Source organism: Streptomyces sp. NPDC038280 (assembly GCF_055600045.1).
This window is the reverse complement of sequence record NZ_JBVJYZ010000009.1, coordinates 151181-163196: the sequence shown is the minus strand read 5'-3', so window position 1 is coordinate 163196 and position 12016 is coordinate 151181. Positions and strand designations below refer to the sequence as shown.

Annotated in this window: 11 protein-coding genes; 7 read left to right on the top strand and 4 right to left on the bottom strand. The window is 71.0% G+C overall.

Translation table 11 applies throughout. The annotated features are described in order from the left end of the window. The first annotated feature begins 60 nt into the window (after nucleotides 1-60). The gene (locus ACZ7J0_RS20065; protein ID WP_470889086.1) at nucleotides 61-756 is read left to right on the top strand and encodes a DUF4232 domain-containing protein; all 696 of its coding nucleotides are present in this window, start codon (nucleotides 61-63) and stop codon (nucleotides 754-756) included. Nucleotides 757-884: 128 nt separating this feature from the next. On the opposite strand, the gene ACZ7J0_RS20060 is transcribed toward ACZ7J0_RS20065, so the two are convergent. Both ACZ7J0_RS20060 and ACZ7J0_RS20055 read right to left on the bottom strand, forming a co-directional pair. After that, the gene (locus tag ACZ7J0_RS20060; RefSeq protein WP_470889084.1) at nucleotides 885-1247 is read right to left on the bottom strand and encodes a hypothetical protein; all 363 of its coding nucleotides are present in this window, start codon (nucleotides 1245-1247) and stop codon (nucleotides 885-887) included. 87 nt (nucleotides 1248-1334) lie between these two features. Continuing rightward, nucleotides 1335-2432 (bottom strand): threonine synthase, encoded by a 1098-nt coding sequence (locus tag ACZ7J0_RS20055; RefSeq protein WP_470889082.1) that lies wholly within the window; start codon nucleotides 2430-2432, stop codon nucleotides 1335-1337. 190 nt (nucleotides 2433-2622) lie between these two features. Between ACZ7J0_RS20055 and ACZ7J0_RS20050 the strand changes: the two genes are divergently transcribed. After that, nucleotides 2623-4191: a S8 family peptidase gene (locus ACZ7J0_RS20050; protein ID WP_470889080.1), complete on the top strand. Its 1569-nt coding sequence runs from the start codon at nucleotides 2623-2625 to the stop codon at nucleotides 4189-4191. 133 nt (nucleotides 4192-4324) lie between these two features. On the opposite strand, the gene ACZ7J0_RS20045 is transcribed toward ACZ7J0_RS20050, so the two are convergent. Continuing rightward, the gene (locus tag ACZ7J0_RS20045; RefSeq protein ID WP_470889078.1) at nucleotides 4325-5680 is read right to left on the bottom strand and encodes a glycoside hydrolase family 18 protein; all 1356 of its coding nucleotides are present in this window, start codon (nucleotides 5678-5680) and stop codon (nucleotides 4325-4327) included. Nucleotides 5681-5918: 238 nt separating this feature from the next. On the opposite strand from ACZ7J0_RS20045, the gene ACZ7J0_RS20040 reads away from it, so the two are divergent. The 5 genes from ACZ7J0_RS20040 to ACZ7J0_RS20020 all read left to right on the top strand — a co-directional run bounded on the left by ACZ7J0_RS20040 (nucleotide 5919) and on the right by ACZ7J0_RS20020 (nucleotide 11116). After that, complete coding sequence (locus ACZ7J0_RS20040) at nucleotides 5919-6671, top strand: GntR family transcriptional regulator (protein ID WP_470889076.1); 753 nt, start codon at nucleotides 5919-5921, stop codon at nucleotides 6669-6671. 482 nt (nucleotides 6672-7153) lie between these two features. After that, entirely contained in the window at nucleotides 7154-7333 is a 180-nt protein-coding gene (locus ACZ7J0_RS20035) for an SPOR domain-containing protein (protein WP_470889284.1), read from the top strand. 61 nt (nucleotides 7334-7394) lie between these two features. Beyond that, nucleotides 7395-7814 carry a (deoxy)nucleoside triphosphate pyrophosphohydrolase gene (locus ACZ7J0_RS20030; protein WP_470889074.1) on the top strand — a complete coding sequence of 140 codons (420 nt, stop codon included), beginning with the start codon at nucleotides 7395-7397 and terminating at the stop codon, nucleotides 7812-7814. 168 nt (nucleotides 7815-7982) lie between these two features. Continuing rightward, a complete protein-coding gene (locus ACZ7J0_RS20025) occupies nucleotides 7983-8411 on the top strand; it encodes an ATP-binding protein (protein WP_470889072.1) in 429 nt (142 codons plus the stop codon). Between the two features lie 149 nt (nucleotides 8412-8560). Further along, entirely contained in the window at nucleotides 8561-11116 is a 2556-nt protein-coding gene (locus ACZ7J0_RS20020; protein ID WP_470889070.1) for a SpoIIE family protein phosphatase, read from the top strand. A gap of 151 nt (nucleotides 11117-11267) precedes the next feature. Here ACZ7J0_RS20020 and ACZ7J0_RS20015 read toward each other — a convergent pair whose 3' ends face one another. Then, a complete protein-coding gene (locus ACZ7J0_RS20015) occupies nucleotides 11268-11978 on the bottom strand; it encodes a PspA/IM30 family protein (RefSeq protein WP_470889068.1) in 711 nt (236 codons plus the stop codon). Nucleotides 11979-12016: the final 38 nt, after the last annotated feature.

Below are 12016 nucleotides of genomic sequence, written 5' to 3'. Positions count from 1 at the left end.
CGGAAGCTGTAGTCGGCACCGAATGTGTGCGCCGACCAACCGCTACGGGGGAGAACCACCATGCGTCACCACCACAAGAGCACCGTCCTGGCCGCTGCCGCCATCGCCGCCCTCTCGCTCGGGCTGACCGCCTGCGGCGGCGGCGGCACCGGCGCCAAGGACGCGGGGAGCGCGGCGCCCTCGCAGACCACCGCGACGCCGGCGCCCGGCGCTGCCGAGACCGGCACGGCGGACCAGGTCGCGTCCAAGGGCAAGGCGAGCTCCACCTCCGGCGGCGGCACGGCCGGGACCGGCTCGAAGAACACCGCGAAGACCACCGGCCGGACCGCGGCCTGTACCTACGCCGACGTGAAGATCACGATGGCGAAGGCGGACGAGACGCCCACCGAGCACATCGTCCTGACCGCCACCAACACCTCCGGCAGCGCCTGCCGTCTGTACGAGTACCCGCTGGTCGCCTTCGGCGACATCCAGACGGCCAAGGACATCCCCGCCGTCGCGAAGAGCAAGCCGGTCGCCCCGGTCGTCCTGAAGCCCGGCATGCCGGCGCACGCGAACGTACGCGTCGCCGCCGGCGGCGCCCACGAGGACAACAAGGTCGTCACCCGCTTCAACGTGAACCTCTTCGCGGCCGACGGCCCGGCCGAGGGAAGCGTCGTCGTCACCACGCCGTCGGGCGGCCTGGCGGTCAACGAGGTAGCCGCGAAGACCGGCTACTGGACGTACGAGCTGCGCAACGGCGCCGACGAGTTCTGAGCGGCCTGAAGGCGGTTCGGGAAGGGGCCCGGTCTCGGATGAGACCGGCCCCTTTCGCGTGTGCGCGGGACGAGGGCGTCCAGGTCGAGGTTGTTCCGGCACCGGCGCCGCAGCAGGCCCCGCGGCCCTCACGCCCCCAGCGCGACCAGTGCCGCGACCGCGGAGCCGAACGCTCCGCCCAGCTGGTAGCAGAGGTTGAACAGGCCGATCGCCGTCGGACGTTGGGACGCTTCGACCGGCTGGGTGGCGTAGACCGCGAGGGTTGCCTGGCCCGCCGTCGTCGCGAAGACGGCCAGGGTGGCGACCAGCAGGAGCAGCGGGGCCAACGGGGTGAGCAGGGCGGCCGACCCCAGCGTCGCCAGTACCGCCGGGAGCGGGAAGCGGGGGATCCGTACGGCCGAGGGTGTGAGCGCACCGCTGAAGGGCTGCGCGAACTGCTGGAGGGGCTGGGGGACACCTCGCTGACCTGACGGCGGGGCCGGGACGCTCATCCACCGACGGCGGCGCGGGGCGCCTCGTCGACCTGACGGCGGTCCGGGACGCTCCTTCGCCTGCGGCGGGGCGGGCCTTCCGGCCCCTCAGGGTCCCGCCGCCGGCCCCGTCTTCAGGCCCGCCCCGCACAGCGGTACCACCGTCGTCCCCTGTGTCGGCCGCGCGCCGACCGCCGCCCAGCACGCCACCCCCGTCGACTCCACGAACAGTCCGCGCGCCGCCAGATCCCGCTGCGCCGCGCGGATCTGGTCCTCCGTCACCGTCAGGAACGTCCCGCCCGTCTCGCGTACGGCCCGCAGGATCTGCCGTGCGCGGGGTGGGTTCGGGATCGCGATGCCCTCCGCGAGCGTGGCCCGTACGGGAGCCGGACCCCGTAGTTCGTCCTCCCCCGCGTGGAACGCCTGGGCGAGCGGGGAGACCGCCTCGGCCTGGACCGCGACCAGCGCCGGGCGCCTGTCGATCAGCCCGTGCCCGTACAACTCGGAGATGGCCAGGGACGCGCCGAGCAGCAGCGTGCCGTTGCCGACGGGGACGACGACGGTGTCGGGGAGCCGGCCGCCGAGGTCCTCCCAGATCTCGTAGACGTAGGTCTTCGTGCCGTGCAGGAAGAACGGGTTGTAGACGTGCGAGGCGTAGAACGTGCCGGGCTCGTCGGCCGCCGCGCGGGCGGCGCGCGCGGTCGCCTCGCGGTCGCCGGGAACGACCGTCAGCCGCGCTCCGTGCGCCCGGATCTGCTCCAGCTTCTTCGCGGACGTGCCCTCGGGGACGTACACCACGCAGTCGAGGCCGGCCCGCGCGCAGTACGCGGCGACGGCCGTGCCCGCGTTGCCGCTGCTGTCGGCGACGACCCGGCGGGGCGCCAGGCGGCGTGCCAGCTCGGCCAGTTGGACGGCCCCACGGTCCTTGAAGGAGAGCGTCGGCATCAGGAAGTCGAGTTTGGCCGAAACCGTGTCCGTGAGCGGGACGAGCGGGGTGCGGCCCTCGCCGAGCGTCGCGAGCGGGTCGGAGAGCGGCAGCGCCTCCGCGTAGCGCCACAGTGAATTGACCCTCCCCGCAAGGGAGGTGAGCTGCACGGGCGCGGCCTTGAAGTCGAGATCCCACGGACCTCCGCAGCGCGGACAGCACCAGGCGAGCGACTCGACGGGGGCCTGCACGTCACATCGGGGACACACGTACGCCGTCATGCGAACCAGCATGACAGTTGTGTGGCACACGTGTTGCGTGGTGTCCGGTCCTCTTGTGGGTTTCCTATGGATCCGTCAATCTTTCGCTCGGCAGCCGGGCAAGGCGGACGCCGTGGACACTCCACGCTGATTTGTCATGTCCCTGCTGAACCCCCACAGCAGCGCACCACCAATGAGGAGGATCCCTCACATGTCAGTGATGCGTGACTCGCGGCGCAGATACGCCGCCAGCGCCATAGCCGTCGCCGCCCTCGCCCTCGGCACCCTGTCCGCCGTTCCGGCGACCGCCGCCCAGGCCGCCCCGGAAGGCGTCATCCAGAACGCGGGCGTCCCCGACGCGGTCGCGGGCAGCTACATCGTCACCCTCGACCCCTCCGCCGACTCGGAGTCGAAGGCGGGCAAGGCGGTCGCGGCGAAGTACGGCGCGAAGATCAGGAAGACGTACACCTCGGCCATCAACGGATACTCCGTCGAGCTGTCCGAGAAGCAGGCGAAGAAGCTCGCCGCCGACCCCGCCGTCGAGTCGGTCGTGCAGAACCGTGTCTTCAAGATCTCCGGAACGCAGCCCTCCCCGCCGTCCTGGGGCCTGGACCGGATCGACCAGAAGGCCCTTCCGCTCAACCAGAGCTACACCTACCCGGACACCGCGGGTGAGGGCGTCACGGCTTACATCATCGACACCGGTGTACGGATCACCCACAGCACCTTCGGCGGCCGCGCCTCCTACGGCTACGACGCCATCGACAACGACAACACCGCCCAGGACGGCCACGGCCACGGCACACATGTCGCCGGTACCGTCGCGGGTGCCACCTACGGTGTCGCCAAGAAGGCCAAGATCGTCGGCGTCCGTGTCCTCGACAACTCCGGCTCCGGTACGACCGAGCAGGTCGTCGCCGGAATCGACTGGGTGACCCAGAACGCGGTCAAGCCGGCCGTCGCCAACATGAGCCTCGGTGGCGGTGTGGACACGGTCCTCGACCAGGCCGTACGCAACTCCATCGCCTCCGGCGTCACCTATGCCGTCGCCGCGGGCAACGACAGCTCCAACGCCTCGAACTACTCCCCGGCCCGTGTGGCCGAGGCCATCACGGTCGGTTCGACGACCAACACCGACGCCCGCTCCAGCTTCTCCAACTACGGCAGCGTGCTCGACATCTTCGCCCCGGGTTCCTCGATCACCTCTTCGTGGAACTCCAGCGACACCGCGACCAACACCATCTCCGGTACGTCGATGGCCACTCCGCACGTCGTGGGCGCGGCCGCGCTGTACCTCTCCGAGAACCGGACGGCGACCCCGGCCCAGGTGGCCTCGGCCCTGACCACAGCCGCCACACCGAACGTCGTCGGCAGCCCGGGCACCGGCTCGCCGAACCGTCTGCTGTACGTCGGCGGCGGCACCACCCAGCCGCCCGGCAAGAAGTTCGAGAACACCGCGGACTACGCGATCGCCGACAACGCGACGGTCGAGTCCCCGGTCACCGTGAGTGGCATCACAGGCAACGCTCCGTCGGCCCTTCAGGTGCCGGTGAACATCGTGCACACCTACATCGGCGACCTGCAGGTGCAGTTGATCGCGCCCGACGGCACCGCCTACACGCTGAAGGGCTACGGCACCGGCGGCAGCTCGGACAACATCAACACCACGTACACGGTCAACGCCTCCTCGGAGGTCGCGAACGGCACGTGGAAGCTGCGGGTCAGCGACAACGCGAACTACGACACCGGGAAGATCGACTCCTGGGCGCTGCAGTTCTGACGCCTGACCGTACGGACAGCTGAACCCCGGGGGGCGGCCGCCGCGAGCGGCCGCCCCTTCTCGGACGTCCTCCGGGAGCACGTCGAAGCCGGCTTCGACGGCGTAGAGCCCCGTCCCCGTACGACCGGAGTGGTCAGCGCCGGCCCAGGCCCCGGTCCACCGCCGTGATCAGCTCACCGTCGGCCGTGTCCCCGTCGAGCGACCAGAACATCGCCCCGCCCAGACCCAGCGCCCGTACGTACGCCGACTTGGCGCGCAGCACCCGCGGATCGTCGTACGTCCACAGGGTCGTGCCGTCGAAGAGCCAGGCGTGTCCGCCCGCGCGGTCCCGGTGCACGGTGTACGTCCCCGAGTCGGCGAGCGTTTTGAGGGCCTCGTAGTCCTCGTATCCGGCCGCCCAGGTCGCCGGCGCGGGCCCGGCCGCCGGCTGCCCGAGTCCGTCGCCGCCGCCCGTGACGCCGGTCCAGCCCTGGCCGTAGAAGGGCATGCCGACCACCAGCTTGCGGGCGGGCGCGCCGCGCCGCAGCCAGTCGCGGACGGTCTGGTGGACACTGAAGTCGTTCCTGGCGAAGAGGGCCGACTGCTGGGCCGTCGTCGCCTCCCCGGAGACGTGGAAGTCGTAGCCCTGGAGGTTCACGAAGTCGAAGTCCCGCATGATCCTGGGGACGTCGAACCCGGCGTCGATCTTCGCCGGCGCGGTGGGCACGAAGGCCGACAGCTCGTAGTGCCTGGGCTGCTCGAGCGTCCGGCCGTAGGCGTCGAGCTGGGTCCGGAACTCATGCACCAGCGCGGTGAAGTTCCGCTTGTCCTCGGGGCGGTACACGGTGTCCGTGTCGCCCGCCGAGCCCGGCCACTCCCAGTCGAGGTCGACACCGTCGAAGAGTCCGGCGGCCGCGCCCGCGCCCCCACGTGCACCGTCGACCGGGAGATTGCCCTTGATGTAGAGGTCGATGCAGGAGGCGACGAACGCCTTGCGGGACGCGGGGGTCCGGGCGGCGTCCGAGAAGTGGGTCGACCAGCTCCAGCCGCCGAGCGAGATGAGGACCTTGAGGCCGGGGTGTTCGGCCTTGAGCTCCTTCAACTGGTTGAAGTTGCCCGCCAGCGGCTGCTCGGCGGTGTCGGCGACGCCGTCCACGGAACCCGAGGCGTCCAGCGGGCGCACGTAGTCGGCCCAGGCGTCGGCCTCGCCGGGGATGTTGCCGGTGAAGCACTTCCCGTCGGAACCGACGTTGCCGAAGGCGTAGTTGACATGGCTGAGCTTGGCCGCCGTACCGCTTGTGTCCAGGTCCTTGACCTGGAAGTTCCGGCCGTAGACGCCCCATTGTGTGAAGTAGCCGACGCGCTTGTACGAGGTGGGGGCCGTCGCCGCGGCGGCTGTGCCGGTCGCGGTGGTCGCCGACACGGTCGCGGTCGCGGAGGGGGCGAGGCCGGCGAGGAGGGCGAGCGAGCTGACACCAACAGCCAGTGCGGAGAGTGTTCTTCGACGCATGGGGCTCATTCCTGTGCGTGTGCCGGAAGGTTCCATGAGTGGTACGCCAGGAAGGTATTGGTCTGGACCATTGCGGTCAAGGGGTGGCGTGAAGTGGACGGCGGCCCCCCGTGTGGGTGCCGATAAACCCCTGAACAACCGCGGCTCATCACTTCGAGTGAATCTTTGGCCCATGCTTGCGGCGTACAACCGAGGGTTGCCACGCTGTAGCTGTCTGTCAACCTGATGGGAGTGTCCAGTGACATTCGGTGAGCAGCCCGCCTATCTGCGCGTTGCAAGCGATCTCCGCAAGAAGATCGTCAACGGCTCGCTGCCGCCGCACACCCGCCTCCCCTCGCAGGCCCGCATCCGCGAGGAGTACGGCGTCTCGGACACTGTCGCGCTCGAGGCCCGCAAGGTGCTGATGGCCGAAGGGCTGGTCGAGGGCCGCTCGGGCTCGGGGACGTATGTGCGGGAGCGCCCCGTGCCGCGCCGGATCGCGCGCTCCGGCTACCGCCCGCCCGCCGGCGCCAACCCCTTCCGACAGGAGCAGGCGGAGGAAGGCACCCGGGGGACGTGGGAGTCCCGCAGCGAGCAGGAGGGCGCGAGCGCGGAGATCGCCGCCAGGCTGGGCATCGAACCGGGCGAGCGCGTGATGCGCACGCGGTACGTCTTCCGGGACGGCGGCGAGGCCATGATGCTCTCCACCTCCTGGGAGCCCCTGGCGGTCACCGGCCGAACACCCGTGATGCTCCCCGAGGAGGGGCCGTTGGGTGGATGCGGGGTCGTCGAGCGGATGGCGGCCATCGACGTCGTCGTGGACAACGTCCTGGAGGAGGTCGGCGCGCGCCCGGGGCTGGCGGAGGAGCTCCTGGCGCTCGGTGGCGTGCCGGGCCATGTGGTGATGGTGGTGGAGCGCACGTACTACGCGTCCGGGCGAGCGGTGGAGACGGCGGACGTGGTCGTGCCGGCCGACCGCTTCCGGATCGCGTACCACTTGCCGGTGCGGTGAAGGCGGTCTCTCGCCAGGGGCTTCCGGGGGCGTGATCGCGAGGCAATGCGCGCAATCCTGGAAGGGCCCATTTCCATGCGCTGAATTCGGCGGGTCCGGCCACTGTCCGACCCTCGCCGAGTGCAGTGCACGGTGCGTTCCGGCCCGATCTGCTCACTGCGCTGCTTCCCCTGACGTCGAATGCGAAGCCGTCCTGCCACGAGAATCCGCAGAGGGCACTCGCGTTGCCGATGCCCGCGATGCCCCCGGTGAACGGCGTTTCTCCGCCGTCGCGTTGACGGGAAATCCCGGTGGACGAGGGGGCGCGATCGGTCGGTTGCGCCCCCACACGTAGCTGCTTCTTGGCCAGATGCGTATCTCTTTGTGAAAACACGTATCCGCTGTGTAAAGGTCAGGCGTAAGCTCGGGCATATGCGGAGTGCGGTTTCCTGGACATCGTTGGGATCGTCGAAGGCATGCGGACCGTCGAAGGGTGGGGCGTGATGAACGACAGTGGCGCTGTCCTCCCTTGGCTGGTCATACGGCAGGACGACAACGGCAACCGCTATCGCGTCGGCAGATACGCCAGTGAGGACGAGGCGCAGGAGATCGCCGACAGCCTCGACTCGCGCGGCCACAAGCAGCTCTACTGGGTCGAGCGCATCGGTCAGGCCGCGGTCTAGGTGAGCCGGCCCGCCCGGCATCATCCCGGCAGCGCCCCGGCCCCGGGTTACGCTCCGGCGCATGACAGATCGCGTGGTGGTGGCCGGAGCCGTGTACGACCAGGGGCGGCTGCTGGCCGCGCGGCGCAGCGCGCCCCCCGAGCTGGCCGGCCGCTGGGAGCTGCCCGGCGGCAAGGTGGAGCCGGGGGAGAGTCCCGAGTCGGCCCTGGTGCGCGAGCTGCGCGAGGAGCTGGGCGTCGAGACCGAGCCGGGGGAGCGCATCCCCGGCGAATGGCCGCTCAAGCCCGGCTATGTGCTCCAGGTCTGGACGGCCCGCGTGCTCTCCGGCGAGCCGCAGCCGCTGGAGGACCATGACGAGCTGCGCTGGCTGTCCCGTCATGAGCTGGAGTCGGTGGACTGGCTGGACCAGGACCGCCCGGCGGTGGCGGAGGCCGCGCTGCGGCTCCCCTCCGCGCCGCACCTGACCACCCCTCCCTCGTAGCCCCCACCGTCCGTGGCCCTCCGTTCCGTGTCCCCACGGAGCGCGCGTCGGCGCCGTACGCCGTTCGTGCCACAGTGCGCCAACTGGTGCGATACTTCGCTGCGAATATCGGGTATGTGCTGATTAACCCCCCGAAAAAGGACGTGGGTCTCCTGCTGGTCTGGGGATGTGATCGGCGTGGTCGACACCGCAGGCGAATGCGCCGAGTGGACCTTTCCGGCTGAACCCAACGCCGTGCGCGCCGCCCGCCACGTGGTCCGCGACACCCTCCGGGGCTGGCATCTGGACGCGACCGTCGTCGATGTGACGGTCCTCCTGGTCAGCGAGCTCGTGACCAACTCCCTGCGCCATGCCTCCGGCCCCATCGGGGTCCGCCTCGTCCGCCCCCAGGCCGGCGCCGACTCCGTCCCGCCGCACGCGGCCCTTCTGGTCGAGGTGTCCGATCCGCTTCCGGATCCGCCCGCCGAGCGCGTCGCCGGGCCCGACGACGAGGGTGGCCGCGGCCTGCAGCTGGTGGCTGGATCCGCACGGCGCTGGGGCACCCGCAAGGGAAGAACGGGCAAGACAGTGTGGTTCGAGCTCACGCTTCCTGGTTAGGAGTGTCAGGGGACAACGATCACCACGTGCACTCGGCTCAAAATGAACGAGACCAGCCTGTGATCGTGAACGTCGTGCCGACGGGGGCCGTAGTGCTGAATACTGCGGGCATGGCCGGTCCGGTGCGGTGAGCTGGAGGGGACGGTCGCGTGAGCGAGATACCTGAGACGGCGAGCGGCGTCGTGTGGCAGAGCAGCCCGCCTGGCTCGATCTATGACTACATTCGAGTCGCCTCCTTCTCGATCGGGCCCGACGGCCTGGTCGATCAGTGGAGCCGACGCGCCGTCGAGCTGTTCGGCATCCCCGCGTCCGAGGTCAGGGGCAAGGACCCGGTCGAGGCCTTCATGCCCGGCGAGCTCCGCTCCCGCGGCCACCGCAAGATCGCCGAGATCCTCGACGGCAAGGAGTGGACGGGCCTCGTCCCGTTCCGTATCCCGGGGCAGCGGCGGAAGCACGGCATCGCGGAGATGTATGTGATGCCCAGCGAGACCGAGGACGGCGAGCGGGCCGCGCTCTGCATCGTCGTGGATGTCCGGACACTGCGCCGGATCGAGACGGACCTTGCCGCTTCGCAGGCGATATTCGGCCAATCACCCTTCGGCTTTCTGCTCTTCGACCTGGACCTCACGGTGAAGCGGACCAACGAGCGCTTCGCCACCGTCTTCGGCGGCTCCGCCGAAGACCACCGCGGCCGGACCGTCCACGACTATCTCTCCCGGCCCGAGGCCGACCGGATGACCGCGGCCCTGCGCAAGGTCCTGGAGACGGGCGAGTCCGTCACCGACCTCCAGATCGTCGGCGCCGTACCGGGCAGCACGGAGCGCCGCCACTGGTCGATCAACCTCTACCGCGTGCACAGCGGCGCCGGCCGGCCCATCGGAGTCGCCGGCCTCGGCACCGATGTCACCCGCCGTGACAACGCCGCCCGCGAGGCGGCCAGCGCCCGCCGCAATCTCGCCCTCCTCAATGAGGCCAGCGCCCGCATCGGGAACTCCCTCGACCTGGAGACCACCGCCCGCGAACTCCTCGATGTCGCCGTGCCGGGCTTCTGCGACCTCGCCTCCGTCGACCTCTACCAGGGACTGCTCACCGGCGAGGAGGCCCCGCCCGGGCGCGGGGGCTCGCCGCAGGCCGGCGGCTACGGCGGAGGCAGCGCCGACCTGCGCCGTGTCGCCTGCGCCAGCGCCGTCTCCGACACCCCGCTGGCCAACCCAGGAGCCGCGGCGGGCTGCTGCGAGTCCGAGCCGGTCGACGTCGGCGCCGTCCACCACTATCCGTTCAACTCGCCGTGCGCGAGCGCACTGCGCACCGGCCGGGTGCAGACCCTGCCCGGCGCCGAGGGCGGCCTCGTGCAGTCCACGCTCGCGGTGCCGATGGTCGCCCACGACATCGTCGTCGGCCTCGTCCTCTTCTCCCGCACGAAGGGCAGCGAGCCCTTCGGGGAGCGGGACCGGGCGCTCGCCGTCGAGCTCGCCGCCCGCGCCGCGGTCTGCATCGACAACGCGCGCCTCTACCGCCGCGAGCACGAACGGGCCCTGATACTGCAGCGCAGCCTGCTGCCGCCCGGCGACCCCGAGGCCGCCGGCCTCGACATCGCCTGCCGCTATCTGCCCGGCAACACGGCCACCGAGGTCGGCGGCGACTGGTTCGACGTCATCGAACTGCCCGGCCACCGCACCGCGCTCGTCATCGGCGACGTCATGGGCCGCGGACTGCGCGCCGCCGTCGCCATGGGGGAACTGCGCACCGCCGTACGCACCCTGGCCCAGCTCGACCTGGAGCCCGCCGAGGTCCTCTCCCACCTCGACGAGATCGCCCGCGGCCTCGGCACGCCCGGCGGTCCCCAGACGGCCCGGGTCGCCCACCGGGGCCCCGAGCTGTCCGAGGTCTACCTCGCGACCTGCGTGTACGCCGTCTACGACCCGGTCACCCGGCGCTGTACGTTCGCCAACGCCGGCCACCTCCCGCCGGTCCTCGTCGAGCCGGGTGAGCCGGCGCTGCTGCTCGACGTGCCTCCGGGGATGCCGCTGGGCGTAGGCGGCGAACCCTTCGAGGAGGTGGAGGTCGAGCTGCCGGAAGGGGCGCTGCTCGCGCTGTACACCGACGGGCTCGTGGAGTCCCGGGACCACCCCCTGGACGAGGGCCTCGCCGCGTTCCGCAGCGCCCTCGCCGATCATGGCCGTCCGCTGGAGGACGTCTGCGACGGCGTACTGAACACCCTCGACACCGGCCACGGCGAGGACGACATCGCGCTGCTCATGGCCCGGGTCGAGGGCCTGCCGGTCGAGGCGGTCGGCGACTGGCGGCTGCCCCGCGAACCCCGCTCGGTGGGCCGCGCCCGCGAGCTGGCCCGTGCCCAGCTCACCGCCTGGGGCCTGGAGCCGCTGATCGACACCGTCGAACTGCTGGTCAGCGAGCTGGTCACCAACGCCCTGCGGTACGGAGAGGGCGAGATCCGGCTGCGGCTGCTGCGCGATCGCACCCTGGTCTGCGAGGTCTGGGACGCCGGGCTCGTGCAGCCGAGGCGGCGCCGGGCCCGCGACACGGACGAGGGGGGCCGCGGCCTGCAGCTCGTCGGCCTGCTCAGCGCGGCGTGGGGCTCGCGCCGCACGCCCAGGGGGAAGACGGTCTGGTTCGACCTCGCCCTGCCCGATGGCGACGCGTCGTCCGAACCCTCCGTGGAGCAGCTTCTGAGCATGTTCTGACGCCCACGCCCACGCCACGACCAGCGCCATGCCCACGCCACGACCAGCGCCACGCCCGGCCCCATGCCCAGCGTCACGCCCACGCCCACGCCACGCCCGGCGCCGCGCCTCGGCCGGACCCCCCGGCGCCCGGTCTGCCGCCCGCCGGGGGCTACGCAGCCTTCAGCGCGGCCAGCCGGGCCTCGATCTCCGCACTGTCGCCGAGGCTGTCGAGCTCCTCGAACTGGGCGTCCAGCGACGAGGCCGCGAGCTCCTGCTTGCCCATCGCCTTGGCCTCCTCGCGCCGCACCTTGTCCTCGAAGCGGCTCAGCTCGCTCGTCGGGTCGAGGACATCGATGCTCTTCACGGCGTCCATCATCCGGTTCTGCGCCTGCGCGGACCGGGCACGGGCCACCAGCTCGTCGCGCTTCGACCGGAGCTCCGTCAGCTTGGTCTTCATCTGGTCCAGGCCGCTCTTGAGCTTGTCGACGACCTCCGTCTGCGAGGCGATGGTGGGCTCGGAGGTCCTCGCCTCCTTCTCCGACTGGAGCTGGCGGCCCAGGGCGACCTTCGCCAGATTGTCGAGCCTGTCGGCGTCCGCCGTCTGCCCCGCGGAGCGCAGCTCGTCCGCCTTTCTGCTGGCGGCGAGGGCCTTCTCGCCCCACTCCCTCGCCGCCTCCACGTCCTCCTGGTGGTCCTGCTCCAGCAGCCGCAGATTGCCGATCGTCGACGCCACGGCCTGCTCGGCCTCGCTGATGTTGTCGGTGTAGTCGCGGATCAGCTGGTCGAGCATCTTCTGCGGATCCTCCGCCTGGTCCAGCAGTGCGTTGATGTTGGCCTTCGCCAGCTGGGCCACGCGGCCGAGGACGGTCTGCTTGGTCATGACTTCTCTCCTTGGTGTCAGAAAGGGCGGGCGCCTTG

What these genes read in the sequence shown, in the direction of transcription:
- ACZ7J0_RS20065 (WP_470889086.1), top strand. Translation starts at nt 61, where the DNA reads ATGCGTCACCACCACAAGAGCACCGTCCTGGCCGCTGCCGCCATCGCC.
- ACZ7J0_RS20060 (WP_470889084.1), bottom strand. Translation starts at nt 1,247, where the DNA reads ATGAGCGTCCCGGCCCCGCCGTCAGGTCAGCGAGGTGTCCCCCAGCCC.
- ACZ7J0_RS20055 (WP_470889082.1), bottom strand. Translation starts at nt 2,432, where the DNA reads ATGACGGCGTACGTGTGTCCCCGATGTGACGTGCAGGCCCCCGTCGAG.
- ACZ7J0_RS20050 (WP_470889080.1), top strand. Translation starts at nt 2,623, where the DNA reads ATGTCAGTGATGCGTGACTCGCGGCGCAGATACGCCGCCAGCGCCATA.
- ACZ7J0_RS20045 (WP_470889078.1), bottom strand. Translation starts at nt 5,680, where the DNA reads ATGCGTCGAAGAACACTCTCCGCACTGGCTGTTGGTGTCAGCTCGCTC.
- ACZ7J0_RS20035 (WP_470889284.1), top strand. Translation starts at nt 7,154, where the DNA reads ATGAACGACAGTGGCGCTGTCCTCCCTTGGCTGGTCATACGGCAGGAC.
- ACZ7J0_RS20030 (WP_470889074.1), top strand. Translation starts at nt 7,395, where the DNA reads ATGACAGATCGCGTGGTGGTGGCCGGAGCCGTGTACGACCAGGGGCGG.
- ACZ7J0_RS20015 (WP_470889068.1), bottom strand. Translation starts at nt 11,978, where the DNA reads ATGACCAAGCAGACCGTCCTCGGCCGCGTGGCCCAGCTGGCGAAGGCC.